The following is a 14,973-nucleotide window of genomic DNA, read 5'->3' as shown; positions in this document are numbered from 1 at the left end:
AGACTGACGTCATGCGCATCCTTGTGGTGGACGACGATCGAGCCGTCCGTGAGTCGCTCAGGCGGTCCCTGGAGTTCAACGGGTACACCGTCGAGCTCGCCAGCGACGGTGCGCAGGCCCTGGAGACGATCATCGCGAACCGGCCGGACGCGATGGTGCTGGACGTGATGATGCCGCGCCTCGACGGGCTCGAGGTGGCCCGCCGGCTGCGCAGCACCGGCGACGACCTGCCCATCCTCGTGCTGACCGCCCGCGACACCGTCTCGGACCGGGTCTCCGGCCTCGACGCCGGCGCCGACGACTACCTGCCCAAACCGTTCGCCCTGGAAGAACTGCTCGCCCGCCTGCGCGCGCTGCTGCGCCGCGCCGTGCCGGACACCCAGCAGGGCGAGACGAGCGAGGTGCTGTCGTTCGCCGACCTCACGCTGGACCCCGGCACTCGCGAGGTCCGCCGCGGCGGCCGCGAGATCAGCCTCACCCGTACCGAGTTCGCGCTGCTCGAGTTGTTCCTCTCGTACCCCAAGCACGTGCTGACCCGCGGAAGGATTCTGGAGGAAGTATGGGGTTACGACTTCCCGACGTCGGGCAACGCGCTGGAGGTCTACGTCGGTTATTTGCGTCGCAAGACGGAAGCCGGCAACGAACCGAGGCTGATCCACACGGTGCGGGGAGTGGGCTACGTCCTGCGCGAAACCCCGCCGTGACCGACGCCCCCACGAGCACCGCGGTTCCGACCGTCGACGTCACCGACCCGCGCGGCGACCGCTGGGGCACGCGCCGCTTCTCGCTGCGCGGCCGCGTGACGCTGCTGGCCGCCGCCTGCGTGGCCGGTGCCGTGGCGCTCGTGTCGCTGGGCGCGTACATGATCGTGTCCAGCAACCTCTACCAGCAGCTCGACGACAACCTGCTCGCGCGCGCCCAGGCGGCCGTGAACTCGCCGCCGGTGCAGACGCAGCTCGAACAGGTGCCCGGCGCGTTCCTGGCGAGCGCCGACCTGCAGATCGGCCAGCTCAACGCGTACAGCAACAAGCTGATCTACCCGCAGGCCGGCTCGCCGCCGCCGTACGGGCCGTTGGAGCTCGCGGTGGCCACGGGGGAGTCGCCGCGGTCGCTGCGCACCGACGTGGCCACGGACACGCGCGTGGTCGCGCTGCCGTCCGGGCACGGCGAGGCCATGGTGCTCGCGCAGTCGATGGAGCCGACCAAGCGCACGCTCAACGAGCTGGCCGTCGTCCTCTTCCTCGTGGGCGGCGCCGGGATCGTGGTCGCCGCGGGGGCCGGCACGGCCGTCGCGCGCACTGGGCTGCGGCCGGTCGATCGCCTGACGTCGGCCGCCGAGCGCGTCGCCGCCACCGGCGACCTGCGGCCGATCCCCGTGAGCGGTGACGACGAGCTCGCCCGCCTCACCCAGAGCTTCAACACGATGCTCGGCACGGTCGCCGACTCCCAGGAGCGGCAACGCCAGCTCGTCGCCGACGCCGGCCACGAGCTGCGCACGCCGCTGACTTCCTTGCGCACCAACCTGGAGCTGCTGCTCTCGGCCAGCCGGCCGGGCGCCCGCTCGCTGCCGGAGGAGGATCGCGCCGACATCGAGGCCGACATCCGCGGGCAGCTCGACGAGCTCACCCAGCTCATCGGCGACCTCGTGGAGCTCGCCCGTCAGGACGAGCCGCGCGAGCAGACCGAACGCGTCGAGCTGGTCGAGGTCGTCGAGCGCGCGCTCGACCGCGCCCGCCGCCGCGCCGGGGACATCGAGTTCGAAGTGGACCTGCAGCCGTGGGTCCTCACCGGCGACAACAGCTCGCTCGAACGGGCCGTGCTCAACCTGCTGGACAACGCCGTCAAGTTCTCGCCGTCCGGTTCGCGCGTGCGGGTGACGCTGCGGCCCCTCGGCGACGGCACGGCCGTGGTCGAGGTCGCCGACTCCGGCCCGGGCATCGCCGACGAGGACCTGCCCAAGGTGTTCGACCGCTTCTACCGTTCGTCGGAAGCCCGTACGCTGCCGGGTTCCGGCCTCGGCCTGTCGATCGTGAAGCAGGCGGCCGAGCGCCACGGCGGCGCGGTCTACGCCATGCACGCCCCGGAAGGTGGTGCGCTCCTCACGATCCGGCTGCCGGGCGCCCCCGGCTGACTCCTCGCCCGTCCGGGGGACGCCCCGGGTGGCACGTCCCACGCACTGCATGTTTGATCGTGTAGGATTTTGTGTGGTTGATGATTCGTGCTTGAGGAGTGGTGGTGCTCGCACGTCAGCGACAGGCGGTGATCCTCGAGGAGGCCCGCCGGACCGGTGCGGTCCGGGTCAGTGACCTCGTCGCACGCCTCGGCGTGTCCGACATGACGGTGCGCCGCGACCTCGACGTGCTCGCCGGCCGCGGCCTGGTCGAGAAGGTCTACGGCGGCGCGACGTCGGTGGTCGGCAAGAGCACCGACGAGCCCGGCTTCGAGGCGAAGTCCGTGCGCCAGCGCGCGCAGAAGGAAGCCATCGCCGAGCTCGCCGCCGGCCTGGTGAAGCCCGGCACCGCGATCGGCCTGTCCGCCGGCACCACCACGTGGACGCTGGCCCGCGCGCTCGACCCCATCCCGGGGCTGACCATCGTGACCAACTCCATCCAGGTCGCCGACGTGCTGCGCGCGTCCACGCAACCCGACCGCACGGTCGTGCTCACCGGTGGCGTGCGCACGCCGTCCGACGCGCTCGTCGGCCCGGTCGCCGTGCACAGCCTGCGTTCCCTGCACCTGGACCTCGTTTTCCTCGGCGTGCACGGCATGGCTGAGGGCGCCGGTTTCACCACCCCGAACCTCACCGAGAGCGAGACCGACCGCGCGCTCGTGGAGGCCGGCCGGCGGCTGGTGGTGCTCGCCGACCACACGAAGTGGGGCACCGTCGGCATCTCCACGATCGCCGACCTCGAAGAGGCCCACGTGGTGGTGACCGACGACGGACTTCCCGACTCGGCGAGGGAGAGCCTCACCGAGCGGGTCGGAGAACTGATGATCGCCGAAACGGCGGAGAACCTCGAGGCAGAAGACGCGTGAAACGCACCTTGCGACACCTGGCGGACGGCCGGGAGATCATCTACTTCGACCACGACGGCGAGCACGAGCGCACCGCCGAGGACACCCGCGACCTCCCGCCGGTGGCCGCCGCGTCGGAAATCCGCCTCGACCCGCTGACCCGAGAGTGGGTCGCCATGGCCGCGCACCGGCAGACGCGCACGTACAAGCCGCCGGCCGACCTGTGCCCGCTCGACCCTTCGGGGCCCGGGCGCCCGACCGAGATCCCGGAACCGGACTACGACGTGGTCGTGTTCGAGAACCGCTTCCCCTCGTTCTCCCAGAACGCGCACGGCGATCCGTCCACTGTGGACGAGCTCGGTCTCGTGCCGACCGCGCCGGGCCGCGCGCGCTGCGAGGTCGTGTGTTTCTCCAGCGACCACGGCGGCTCGTTCTCGCAGCTGAGTCCCGAACGCGTGCGCCTGGTCGTGGACGCGTGGGCCGACCGCACAATCGCACTGGGTGAGACTCCGGGCATCGAACAGGTCTACCCGTTCGAGAACCGCGGCGAAGAGATCGGCGTGACGCTCTCGCACCCCCACGGCCAGATCTACGGCTACCCCTTCGTCACGCCCAAAACCGAGCGGATGCTCGACGTCGCACGCGCGTACCGCGAAGAGCACGGCCGCCCGGTGATGGGCGACGTGCTGGCGGCGGAGCAGAAATCCGGCTCGCGCGTGCTGGTGGAAGGCGAGCACTGGACGGCGTTCGTGCCGCCGGCCGCGCGCTGGCCGGTGCACATCCAGGTCGTGCCGCACCGCCAGGTGCCCGACATCCCCGCGCTCACCGAAGCCGAGCGCGACGACTTCGCCCGCGTCTACCTCGACGTGCTGCGCCGCTGCGACGCGCTCTACGACCGTCCGTTGCCCTACATCGCCGCGTGGCACCAGGCACCCGTGCGCCGCGACCGCGACCTTGCGTGGCTGCACCTCGAGCTGTTCTCCGTGTTGCGGGCCAAGGACAAGCTCAAGTACCTCGCGGGGTCCGAGTCCGGCATGGCCGTGTGGATCAACGACGCGACGCCCGAGCAGATCGCCGAGCGCCTTCGCGCGGCGGGCTGAGTACCGGGCGCGGCATACTCATCTCCGAAACACAGGTTCGGCTCAGGAACCTCTCAGGCCCGGCCGCTTAGGTGAGGACATGACCGAGAACGACCCCCACGCGCACGACTCCGCGGCGGGTCGCCAGAACCCGGGTGCCCAGCCGGGCACCGAGGGTCAGGCGGCCTGGAGTCAGCCCACCGCCCCCGGCGCGTCGCCCGCGCCTGCGCCCGCCTCCGGCGAGCAGCCCACGTACGGCGAGCAGGCGCAGCAGCAGAACCCCGGGTACGCCACGGCGAACCCGTGGTCCGCGCAGGGTGCGCAGACCGGTCCGATGGGCTACAACAACCCGTACCCGCCCACCGGTGGGACGACGCAGCAGCAGTACGCCGCTCCGGGCACGTACAGCGTTCCGCCGGCCCCCGCGCCGAAGAAGTCCGGCCCGGGCAAGCTGCTGGCGGGCGTCGCCGCGATCGCGCTCGTCATCGGCGGCGTCGCGGGCGGCACCGTCGGCTACCTCACGGGCGGCTCGTCCGGTCCGTCGGTCAACGCGCTCGACCAGCCGAAGCCCGCGCAGCAGACGGGCAACGCGCCGTCCGGTTCCATCGAGTCCGTCGCGCAGAAGCTGTCGCCGAGCGTCGTCGAGCTGCAGGTCTCCGGCCGCACGGCCGCTGGCGAGGGCTCCGGGTTCGTGCTCAGCACCGACGGCTACATCCTCACCAACAACCACGTGGTCGAGGTCGCCGCCAACGGCGGCCAGATCCAGGCCGTGTTCCAGGACGGCAAGAAGGCCGCCGCGAGCGTCGTCGGGCGCGACCCGACGACCGACATCGCCGTGGTGAAGGTCAACAACGTCAGCGGCCTGACCCCGGTCGAGCTCGGCCGGTCCGACGACCTGCGCGTCGGCCAGCCAGTGGTCGCCATCGGCTCGCCGTTCGAGCTCAGCGGCACGGTCACCTCCGGCATCGTCAGCTCCCTGCACCGGCCGGTGCAGGCCGGCGGCGACGAGACCGACCAGACCACGGTCATGGACGCCATCCAGACCGACGCGGCGATCAACCCCGGCAACTCCGGCGGCCCGCTCGCGAACATGAACGGCCAGGTCATCGGCATCAACTCCGCCATCTACAGCCCGAACAGCGGCCAGGGCGGCCAGGGCGGCGCGTCACAGGGCGGCAACGTCGGCATCGGTTTCGCCATCCCGATCGACCAGGCGCGCCGCACGGCCAACGACATCATCAAGACCGGCCACGCCACGCAGACGTTCATCGGCGCCAAGGTCGCCGACGCCCCGCAGGGCGGCGCCCAGCTCGGCGACATCACGCCGGGCAGCCCCGCCGAGAAGGCGGGCCTGAAGGCGGGCGACATCGTCACGAAGATCGACGACCGCACCATCGACAGCGCCGACACGCTCATCGCGGCCGTCCGCACCCGCGCCCCCGACGAGAAGGCGACCTTCACCCTCTCCGACGGCCGCACCGTCCAGGTGACCCTCGGCGGCCAGCCCGTACCGGCGAACTGATCGCTCGGCCGCCGGGCGCGGCCGAGACCAACCACGGCTCGACCCCCTGGGCAGGGGCCGGACCCTTGAAGGCCACGCGCGACCGGGCACTCGATGCCGGTCGCGCGTGGCCGTCTCCGTTGCCGGGGCCTTCGACAGCCCACGAAGGCACGGCCTTGCGGCGGTCGCTGCCGGGCCAAGCGCGCGGCGGAACTGCACGAGCTGGTGCTGGGTCGTCGCGGGCCGATGCGCTCGGCGGCTCGAAGAATTCTTGGCCGGCAAGCTCGGCCGGCACCCTCGTCGGTCACCTCGAGCGGCATGGCTGTACCCGACTCCCAGCGTTCCAAGCGTGGCCGGGGCTTTCAAAAGCCCTGGGCCGACGGCCTCGGGGCGGTAGCCGGTCGCTGCCGGACCGGCGCGCGGTCCGGCAGCTCCGCAGCCCGATGCGCTCGGCTTGAAGAACCCTTGGCCGGCAAGCTTGGCTGGCACCTTCGTCGGTCACGGTGAGCGGCATGGCTGCACTCGGCTCGCTGCGCTCCAGGCGTGGCTGTCTGGGTTGGCGGGGCTTTCAGAGGCCTCGGGCCGTCGGCGTCGCTGCGGTTGCCGGTCGCTGCCGGACCGGCGCGCGATCCTAGGTCGTTGTGGGCGATGCGCCTGCGGCTCAAGAAACCTTCGGCCGGCAAGCTTGGCCGGCCTCTTCGTCGGTCGCCGCGAGCGGCAGGGCTGCACCCGGCTTGCAGCGCTCCAAGCGTGGCTGGCCGCGTTGCCGGGGTTTCAAAGCCTCGGTCCGGCGGCCTCGCTGAGGTTGCCGGTCGCTGCCGGACCGGCGCGAGGTCCCGGGGCTTCGCGGCCTGATGCGCTTGGCGGCTTGAAGAACCCTTGGCCGGCAAGCTCGATACGGTCATCTGGTCGCCGCGAGCGGCAGGGCTGCACCCGGCTTGCAGCGCTCCAAGCGGGGGCGCGTTGGCGGGGCTTTCAGAGGCCTCGGGCCAGCGGCCTCGCTGAGGTTGCCGGCCGCTGCCGGACCGGCGCGCGGGCCCGGGGCTTCGCGGCCCGCTGCGTTCGGCGGCTCGAAGAACCCTTGGCCGGCCAAGCCGGCGTGGTTATCCGGTCACCGCGAGCGGTAGGGCCGCACTCGGCTGCGGGCGCTCCACGCGCGGCCGAACGCGTTGTCCGGAAGATTCCTCAACGAATTCCAACACTGTGACCAGGCTCTTTGCCCGGTACGGAAAATTCGTGGGTTATCGACGTTTGGCCCGCGCACCTCGTGGGCACCTCACGCCCCACGGAGACCTCTCCGTACCGAGTCGGAGGCGGTACGGAGAGGTTTCCGGCGTCTTCCCGGCCTACTGGGCGGCAGCGCTCTTCGTCGCGGGGCGGCGCGGCTTGCGGTGCGCGAGCACCGTGCGGGCCGCGCCGGTGAGGATCACGACGGCCCACACCACGGCCAGCGTCAGCAGGAGCCCCGCCCACGTGTTGCCGTCGTGCAGGCCCGGCTTGGGGATGACGCCGTACGTGCGCCACAGCAACGGGAACGCGATGAACCCGAGCACAGCCGTCAGCACCGCGCCCACCTGCACGGGCGCCCGCCACGCCGCCGGCAGCACCCGCGAGAGCAGCAGGCCGAGCACGCCGGCCACCGGCGCGAACACGGCGTCGTTGACGATCGGGCCGCCGCCGATCCACAGCACGGTCTTGAAGCTCTCCGGCCACGCGGGTGCCGCGTAGTCGACGAACAGCGACGCACCGAAACCCAGCGCCGCCAGGCCTGCCAGTGCGAGCAGGATCCGGATGACCTTCACAGCACCTCCAGCTTTTCGACCCACTTCGTCTGGAGCACACCCGGACGGCTCGGCGCGATCACCCGGCACGGGTAGCCGTGGTCGACGTCGAGCGCCTCACCGTTGAGCTCCAGCGCCAGCAGAGTCAGGTCGTCGGCCGTGTGCTCGCCCGGGAGCGTGCTGGCGCCGTACAGACCGGTCTTGTCGAGCGACGACACCCGCACCTCCGCGCCCGGCTCGGCCCCGACCGCGCGCAGCAGCGTCGGGAACGAGATCCCGCGCCAGCTCGCCATTTGGCTCCAGCCCTCGACGCACGCGATCGGCAGATCCGCGCTCACCTGCGGCAGCGCCCGCAGGTCGGCCAGCGTGAACTGCTTCGTCCCGCCCCGCGTCACCACCGACAGCCGCCAGCTCGGGTCGACCGCCGTCCGCGTCACGCGCGCCGCGACGGCCGTGCGGTTCACCGGCAGCTTCTGCAGGCCCTTGTCGGTCTTCCACGACAGCCCGGAGATGTCCTTCAGCCACGGCACCGTCGCGCCCGCTGTGGACAGCACCGCCACCCCCGTCGCGATCCACGTGGTCCGCAGGAAACCACGGCGGGTGAACCCGTAGACCGGCTTCTTGGCCGGCGGTTGTTCGGCCTGCGCTGCCGGCACTGTCTCGCGGGTCAACGCCCGCCGCACGATCGGCAGCTTCACCGCCACGTGCACCACCACCGACCCGATCGCCACCCACGCCACCGCGTAGTGCACTTCCGGGAAGTAGAAGGTCCACGGGTAGTTCTGCGCGACGTTCAGCAACCCCGAGCTCAGCTCGAAGAACGCCGACCCCGACAGCACCAGGATCGACACTCGCTCCAGCGCGTGCGGCAACGACTTCACCAACGGCCGCTCAAACAGCTTCGGGAAGACGCTCCACAGCTTCGCCAGCAGCAACGGGATCGCCGCGATACCCGAGATCACGTGCGCGCCCTGCGTCAGCCGGTACAGCCACACCGGACGGCTCGGCCAGAAGAACCACCCCGGCGGGTGCTGGATCAGGTGGCTGAGCAGGCCCGTGACGAAGCAGATGAGGAACGCCAGCCCCAGCAGCGCGCCGATTCGCGCCGTCACGCGTTCGCCGTGCGCGCCGCCCTTGAACTGCTCCTCACGCGGGATCGGCAGCTTCTCGATCCGCTCGTCCACGCGCGCTTTCGCTTGCTCCGCCCGCACTTTCGCGCGCGCCGCTCCCGCCCGCGCTTGCGCGGCCCGCTCACCGAACCGCACCTGTGCCTCGGACACGCGCTCGTCGAAGCGCTTCCATGCCGCGGCGAGCCGGTGCTCCCGCGGCGCCTCGGGCTCTTCGGTGTCCACGGAGCCTTCTGTCCAGATGCCGTCCGGCGAAGTGTCGTCGGTGGGCTTCTCGTCGGTCATGCCCGCTCCAGCCTGGCGAACCAGCGGTGGCCCCGGCTCGTGGTCCAGTCCACGTGGAACCCCGCGCGCATGGCCACTTCCGCGATCGCGTCGGCCCCGACCCACGCCCAGCCGAACCACGGCCCCGACGAACCCGGCAGCAGCCGCACGGCCTCCCGCCGTACGCCCCGCCCCGGCGGCTCCAGCTCCACCAGCACGTCCCCGTCCGGCGCGATCAGCTCGCGCATCCGGTCCAGCAGCACAACCGGGTCACCCCCGATCCCGATGTTCCCGTCGGCCAGCAACGCGTGGTGCCAGCGCCCCTCGCCGGGCAGCGGCTGGAAGACGTCGCGCCGCAACGCCACCGCGCCCCGCTCCTGCGTCAGCCGCACGGCGGTGGGCGAGCTGTCCACTCCCATCGCCACCACACCGCGTTTCGCCAACGCCGCCGTGAGCCGGCCCGGGCCGCAGCCGATGTCGAGTGTCGGGCCGTCGCACGCGTCGAGCAGCACGGTGTCGCCCAGGTCGCAGCCCTCGGTCCAGCGGTCGACGGGCAGGTCGACTCGGTCGCCGTTGGCGAGCTCCAGCCAGCAGTGCTGCCCCAGCAGCCCGCGGTCGAACTCCGTGCCGGTACTCAGTTTCCTCACGCCACTTCCCGTCCCTCGACCGCGCGCACGGCCGCCGCGAACCGCCCGCGGGGCGCCTCCGCGGCCACGCGCACGGCGTCACCCATCGTGTCCACATCGGACAGTTCTGGCAGCGGCCCCGCCGACAGGCCGACCGATGCCAGCGCCCGAACCGTGCGAACGCCCGTGTCCGCTTGCGACATCGGCACGCCCGCCAGCACCTGCGCATGGCGCGGGTCCCTGAGTCCGAGCCCCCACCAGCCGCCGTCTTCGGCCGGCCCCAGCACCGCGTCGTGCATGCGGCGCAGCACGGGCTCGATCGACGAGCCCAGCAGCTCCGGCGACACCTGCGGCGTGTCCATGCCGATCTGCAGCACCGGCAACCCGGCGTGCACTGACGCCGTGTCGGCGTGCGCGTTGGCCAGCCGCGCCCCGAAGTCCCAGCCGCGCTGGGCGATCACCGTCGCCCGCCGCAGTGACCGGCCGATCTCGCTCCCGCGCGCCGCCGAGCCGAGGTCGCCGGTCATCGCGACCACGGGCAGCGCGCCGGGCGTCGCGCACACGGCGTCGAGCGTGTCCAGCAACGCCGCCGCGGCGATCTCCGCGGCCTGCCGCGCCGTTGCGGGCGGGCACAGGCGGGTCTTCGCGAAGCCGGGCACGGGCGCCTTGGCGACCACGAGCACGCAGAACCGGGAGGTCATCGGGCCAGCACCCGCCCGAAGTCGCGCACCGCGCGCAGCGTGCCCCGCACCGACCCGGACACCTTCGACTTCGTGCCCTTCGCGCGCTCCCCGTAGGTCACGTCGAACTCCCGCACCCGCCAGCCCGCACGTTGAGCGCGGATCAGCAGCTCCAGCGGATAACCAAAGGCGCGATCGGTCACGCCCAGCCCCAGCAACGCGTCCCGTCGCACCGCGCGCAGCGGCGCGATGTCCCGCACCGGCAGCCCGCGGCTGCGCAGCAACAGCGAAAGCACCGCATTGCCCGCCCGCGCGTGCCACGGCCACACACCCGCGTGCGTCGGCACCCGGCGCCCCACGGCGAGGTCCGCGCCGCCTTCCACCGCGGCCACCAGGCGCGGCAGGTCACCGAGGTCGAGGGAACCGTCGGCGTCGGCGAAGCACACGATGTCCGCCGTCGCGGCCTCGAGCCCCGTGTGCACGGCCGCGCCGTACCCGCGGCGGGGCTCGTCCACCACCTTCGCGCCGAGCGCGGCCGCCACGTCGGGCGAGCCGTCCGACGAACCGTTGTCCACCACGATCGCGCGGAACCCCGCCGGCAGCGCGGCCAGCACACCGGGCAGCGCGCCCGCCTCGTCGAGACACGGGAGCACGACGTCTACCTGAAGATCGCTCACCAGGCGTACGCTAGGTCCGTAAAGGACGGTCGAGAACCCTTGTGGTGCTTACCGAATCATGACGCGAGCCCACTTCTTACCGAGTTCTCACGGCTGCGTCTTCCAGCCCCGTGCGAGACCGCGACGGGGGTTATCGTGCGGTCGATGAGCGAGTCGACTTCGGCTGCCCGGCTCGCCGAGCCGCCCGCGCCACCACCCGAGCCCCGCCGCGCCGGTACGCGCGGCGACGCGATCGCGGTCGGCGCCGCCCTCGTACTGGTCGCCACCGCAGCCGCCGTCGGGCTCTACTACAACCGGCCGAACTCCGGCGTGGTGATCTACGCGCCCACCGCGCCGATCTTCGCCCACTGGCTGCCCCACGTGGGCCTGGGCTCGGTGTTCGCCGTGCTGGTCGCGGCCGCCGTGGTCCTGTGGGGCCCCGCGGTCACGACCCGGCTGTCCTGGCGACGGGCCCTCGCCGCCGGGTACGCGACTTCACTCGCCTGGATCTTCTCCCTCGCCATGATCGACGGCTGGTCGCGCGGCTTCACCGGCCGCCTGACCACCCCGCAGGAGTACCTCCACGAGGTGCCCGGCATCACGGACATCCCGCGGTTCCTGCGCGAGTTCAGCTCCCGCATCCTCGACTTCCAGCCGAACTCGTGGACCACGCACGTCTCCGGCCACCCGCCGGGCGCGACGCTGGTGTTCGTCTGGCTGGACCACCTGGGCCTGCGCGGCGGCGCCTGGGCCTCCACCGCCGTGATCCTGGTCGCCGCCCTCGTCGCCGTCGCCGTGCCGGCCACGGTCGCCCTGCTCGGCCGCCAGAGCGCGGCGCGCGCCGTGCTTCCGTTCGCCGTGCTCTCCCCGGGCGCGGTGTGGCTGGGCGTCTCCGCCGACGGCCTCTTCGCCGGCGTCACGGCCACCGGCATCGCCCTGCTCGCCCTGGCCTCCGTCGGCTTCACCCGCGGCCGCCGCTACGCCGTGCCCACCGCGCTGGCGTCGGGTGTGCTCCTCGGCTACGGCGCCTTCCTCTCCTACGGCCTCGTGCTGCTGGGCCTCGTCGCGCTCGCCGTCGCCGTGCTCGGCCGCCAGTGGCGCGCCGCCGCCCTCGCCGTGGTCGGCGCACTGGCCGTGGTGGCCGCCTTCGCGCTGGCCGGGTTCTGGTGGCTCGACGGCTACCGCCTCGTCGTCGAGCGCTATTACCAGGGCATCGCCACGCTTCGGCCATACTCGTACTGGGTGTGGGCCGACCTGGCCGCCGTCGCCGTAGCTGCCGGCCCGGCGGTGGTCGCCGCCGCTCGCCGCGGGGTCACCGGGGCGTTCCTGCCCGAGTCGCGTCGCGGCCTGCTGCGCGACCCGGTGCTGCTGCTCGGCATCGCCGCCGTGGTCACGATCGTGTTCGCCGACGTGTCCGGCCTGTCGAAGGCGGAGGTGGAACGCATCTGGCTACCGTTCGGCGCGTGGCTGCTGCCGATGACGGCCCTGCTGCCCGCACCCGGCCGCCGCTGGTGGCTGGCCGGGCAGGCGGTGACCGCGCTGGCGGTCAACCATCTTCTTCTGACGAGCTGGTGAGGTGAGGCATGGAGGACCAGGCCGGGCGCGTGCTCGTGGTCGACGACGACGAGACGGTGCGCGATGTCGTCCGGCGCTACCTCGAGGTCGCCGGCTTCACGGTCGACGTCGCCGGTGACGGCGCCGCAGGCCTCGCGCTGTTCGCCGAACGCAACCCCGACCTCGTGGTGCTCGACGTGATGATGCCGGGCATCAACGGCCTCGAGGTCTGCCGCCGCCTGCGTCAGGTGAGCCACGTACCCATCGTGATGCTCACCGCCCTCGGCGAGGAGGAGAACCGCATCGCCGGCCTCCAGCTGGGCGCCGACGACTACGTCACCAAACCCTTCAGCCCCAAGGAGCTGGCGCTGCGCGTGGCCTCGGTGCTGCGCCGCGCCCGGATGCCGCGCGCCGCGCCTCCCGCGCCCGAGCTCGTGGACGGCGACTTGCGCCTGCAGATGACCGCCCGCCAGGCCACCCTCGGCGGGGCCGAGCTGCCGCTGACCACGCGCGAGTTCGACCTGCTCGCGTTTTTCCTCGGCCACCCGGGCGTGGCCTTCTCCCGCGCCGACCTGCTCGAGAAGGTGTGGGGCTGGGACTTCGGCGACCAGTCCACGGTGACCGTCCACGTGCGACGGCTGCGCGAAAAGATCGAACGCGACCCGGCCAAGCCGACGCGGGTCGCCACCGTCTGGGGCGTCGGCTACCGCTACGACCGGGAGCAGTCATGATCAACACCGGTGAATCCGCCCTGGACATGCTCATCCACGTTCTGCACATCCTGCCGTTCGCGCTGCTGTTCGCGCTTCCGGTGGCCGCGGTGGGCGGGCTGGTTCTCTACACGCTGCGCAACCGCTCGCTCGCCACCACGATGACGGTGCTCGTGCTCATCCCGGTGATCGCCCTGCTCGTCGGCGTCATCGGCATCAGCGGCTTCATGTTCACCGAGGCCTTGATGACGGAGCTGCTGGTCTGCCTGCTCGTCGCCCTGGTGACGGTGCCCGCCGCGATCGTGCTCGGCCGCGCGATCGCGCGCCGCAGCGTGTGGGAACGCGAAGCGCGTGACCGCGAACGCGCCGCTGAAGCGTCCCGGCGCGAGCTCGTCGCGTGGATCAGCCACGATCTGCGCAGCCCGCTCGCCGGCATCCAGGCCATGGCGGAGGCGCTGGCCGACGGCGTGGTCTCCGAGCGCGACGAGGTCGCCGACTACGCCCAGCGCATCAGCGGTGAGACCACGCGGCTCTCCGGCATGGTGGGCGACCTGTTCGAGCTTTCCCGGATCACCGCGGGCGCACTCGAACTCACCATGTCCGCCGTGCCGCTCCGCGACGTCGTGAGCGACGCGGTCGCCGCGCAGTCACCCGTGGCCGAGCGCAAACGCGTGCGCGTGCTGGAGAACGCCGAGGCGTGGCCGGTCGTGTCCGGCAGCGACCCGGAGCTCGCGCGGATCGTGCGCAACCTCGTCTCCAACGCCATCCGCCACACCCCGCCCGACGGTACGGTCGCCGTGCAGCTCGACATCGACGGCGACCAGGCCATTCTCGCCGTCGACGACTCCTGCGGCGGCATCCCGGACGACGAGATCGGCCGCGTCTTCGACGTCGCGTTCCGCGGCACCCAGGCCCGCACCCCCGACCGCAGCGGCACGACCTCCGGCGGTGGCCTCGGCCTGGCGATCGCCAAGGGCCTCGTCGAGGCCCACCGCGGTCACATCGGGGTGCACAACCACGGCCCCGGCTGCCGGTTCGAGGTCCGGCTGCCGCTGGCCAAGATCGCCGCTTCCGTCTGACCGTCCGGCCACCACCGTCCGGCCACAGTGGACGGACGCGGTCAGCCGACGGTGACGGCCTCCACCGGCTCCGCCACCCGGTCCGCGGTCACGCGGAAGAACTGCATCCCCGGGAAGTGCGCGGGCGCGACGATCGTGTCGGTGCCCGCGACCTGCCGCAGCCACTGCTGACGCGTCAGCAGCGCGAGCGACGGATCGCTGTCGCTGATGAACCGGATGTTCGAGTCGACCAGCTGCGCCGGCGTGTGGAGCACGTCGCCGAGCAGCACGACCCGGCGGTCGTCCGCGGTGATGTCCACGACGTAGTGACCCGGCGTGTGCCCGGGCGCGTGCCGCGCGGTGATGCCCGGCGCGATCTCCACGTCGCCGTTCAGCGCACGCAGGTGTCCGTGGCCACGCACGGTTTCCAGCCCGATCCGCGTCCAGTCGTGGCGCCCGACCGGCTCCACGAGCGCGGCCCAGTCCTGCGCGCCGTAGAGCACCGTGGCGTTCGGGAAGTACGGCTTCCCCTGCGGCGCCAGCCAGCCGACGTGGTCGGAATGCAGGTGCGTCAACAGAACCGTGTCGATGTCGGCCGGCGAGCACCCCGCCTCGGCGAGCGCGACGGGCAGGCCGCCGCCCGCGCCCATGTCACCGTCGTCGGGCCGCAGGCCCTCCGGGAACTCGATCTCGCGCGGGCCGAGCCCCGCGTCGACGAGGATCGTCCGGCCGTTGCCGCGGACGAGGAACGCACCCGTGGGCACGTGGACGGTGCCGTCTTCCGCGAACGCGCCGGGATGTCTCCCCGCGTCGAGTCCCGGGAAGAACGGCGCCGGCAGCCGGATCCGGCCGTCGGCCAGCGCATGGATCTCGATGTTCCCCACCTCGATGGACCGCATGCACACGACCAAGATCACGGTGG

At 72.3% G+C, this 14,973-nt stretch carries 14 protein-coding genes; 8 read left to right on the top strand and 6 right to left on the bottom strand.

Features of this window, described 5'->3' with window-relative positions:
* The first annotated feature begins 11 nt into the window (after positions 1-11).
* From ACQPXB_RS44065 to ACQPXB_RS44045, 5 genes are all read left to right on the top strand, one after another.
* On the top strand, positions 12-704 hold the full coding sequence (locus ACQPXB_RS44065) for a response regulator transcription factor (protein WP_364049308.1): 693 nt from the start codon (positions 12-14) through the stop codon (positions 702-704).
* Complete coding sequence (locus ACQPXB_RS44060; protein WP_366584732.1) at positions 701-2,131, top strand: HAMP domain-containing sensor histidine kinase; 1,431 nt, start codon at positions 701-703, stop codon at positions 2,129-2,131. Before ACQPXB_RS44065 ends, ACQPXB_RS44060 begins: the two co-directional genes overlap by 4 nt.
* A 104-nt stretch (positions 2,132-2,235) precedes the next feature.
* Positions 2,236-3,036 (top strand): DeoR/GlpR family DNA-binding transcription regulator, encoded by an 801-nt coding sequence (locus ACQPXB_RS44055; protein ID WP_220244421.1) that lies wholly within the window; start codon positions 2,236-2,238, stop codon positions 3,034-3,036.
* Complete coding sequence (gene galT, locus ACQPXB_RS44050; RefSeq protein WP_432847882.1) at positions 3,033-4,115, top strand: galactose-1-phosphate uridylyltransferase; 1,083 nt, start codon at positions 3,033-3,035, stop codon at positions 4,113-4,115. Before ACQPXB_RS44055 ends, galT begins: the two co-directional genes overlap by 4 nt.
* 79 nt (positions 4,116-4,194) lie before the next feature.
* Positions 4,195-5,616, top strand: a complete 1,422-nt coding sequence (locus tag ACQPXB_RS44045; RefSeq protein WP_432847880.1) for a trypsin-like peptidase domain-containing protein — start codon at positions 4,195-4,197, stop codon at positions 5,614-5,616.
* Positions 5,617-6,941: 1,325 nt separating this feature from the next.
* On the opposite strand, the gene ACQPXB_RS44040 is transcribed toward ACQPXB_RS44045, so the two are convergent.
* The 5 genes from ACQPXB_RS44040 to ACQPXB_RS44020 are packed head-to-tail and all read right to left on the bottom strand — an operon-like array spanning position 6,942 to position 10,750.
* Positions 6,942-7,397 carry a hypothetical protein gene (locus ACQPXB_RS44040; RefSeq protein WP_366584726.1) on the bottom strand — a complete coding sequence of 152 codons (456 nt, stop codon included), beginning with the start codon at positions 7,395-7,397 and terminating at the stop codon, positions 6,942-6,944.
* Complete coding sequence (locus tag ACQPXB_RS44035) at positions 7,394-8,788, bottom strand: molybdopterin-dependent oxidoreductase (RefSeq protein ID WP_432847878.1); 1,395 nt, start codon at positions 8,786-8,788, stop codon at positions 7,394-7,396. Before ACQPXB_RS44035 ends, ACQPXB_RS44040 begins: the two co-directional genes overlap by 4 nt.
* The gene (locus tag ACQPXB_RS44030; protein WP_366584722.1) at positions 8,785-9,414 is read right to left on the bottom strand and encodes a class I SAM-dependent methyltransferase; all 630 of its coding nucleotides are present in this window, start codon (positions 9,412-9,414) and stop codon (positions 8,785-8,787) included. The genes ACQPXB_RS44035 and ACQPXB_RS44030 overlap by 4 nt, the downstream gene beginning before the upstream one ends.
* A complete protein-coding gene (locus tag ACQPXB_RS44025) occupies positions 9,411-10,094 on the bottom strand; it encodes a TIGR04282 family arsenosugar biosynthesis glycosyltransferase (protein ID WP_432847876.1) in 684 nt (227 codons plus the stop codon). The genes ACQPXB_RS44030 and ACQPXB_RS44025 overlap by 4 nt, the downstream gene beginning before the upstream one ends.
* A complete protein-coding gene (locus ACQPXB_RS44020; protein ID WP_364182131.1) occupies positions 10,091-10,750 on the bottom strand; it encodes a glycosyltransferase family 2 protein in 660 nt (219 codons plus the stop codon). The genes ACQPXB_RS44025 and ACQPXB_RS44020 overlap by 4 nt, the downstream gene beginning before the upstream one ends.
* Before the next feature lie 144 nt (positions 10,751-10,894).
* Here ACQPXB_RS44020 and ACQPXB_RS44015 point away from each other — a divergent pair, with 144 nt between their 5' ends.
* The 3 genes from ACQPXB_RS44015 to ACQPXB_RS44005 are packed head-to-tail and all read left to right on the top strand — an operon-like array spanning position 10,895 to position 14,072.
* Positions 10,895-12,304, top strand: a complete 1,410-nt coding sequence (locus tag ACQPXB_RS44015; RefSeq protein WP_432847874.1) for a hypothetical protein — start codon at positions 10,895-10,897, stop codon at positions 12,302-12,304.
* Between the two features lie 8 nt (positions 12,305-12,312).
* Positions 12,313-13,014, top strand: a complete 702-nt coding sequence (locus ACQPXB_RS44010) for a response regulator transcription factor (protein WP_366584716.1) — start codon at positions 12,313-12,315, stop codon at positions 13,012-13,014.
* A complete protein-coding gene (locus tag ACQPXB_RS44005) occupies positions 13,011-14,072 on the top strand; it encodes a sensor histidine kinase (RefSeq protein ID WP_366584714.1) in 1,062 nt (353 codons plus the stop codon). Before ACQPXB_RS44010 ends, ACQPXB_RS44005 begins: the two co-directional genes overlap by 4 nt.
* A gap of 41 nt (positions 14,073-14,113) precedes the next feature.
* Here the strand turns inward: ACQPXB_RS44005 and ACQPXB_RS44000 are convergent, their stop codons facing one another.
* A complete protein-coding gene (locus ACQPXB_RS44000) occupies positions 14,114-14,968 on the bottom strand; it encodes an MBL fold metallo-hydrolase (protein WP_432847872.1) in 855 nt (284 codons plus the stop codon).
* Between the last annotated feature and the right edge of the window lie 5 nt (positions 14,969-14,973).

It is taken from the genome of Amycolatopsis sp. CA-161197, from assembly GCF_050942255.1.
Lineage (GTDB): Bacteria > Actinomycetota > Actinomycetes > Mycobacteriales > Pseudonocardiaceae > Amycolatopsis.
Note: the sequence above shows the minus strand (reverse complement) of the source record. Positions and strands in the feature narration are given on the sequence as shown.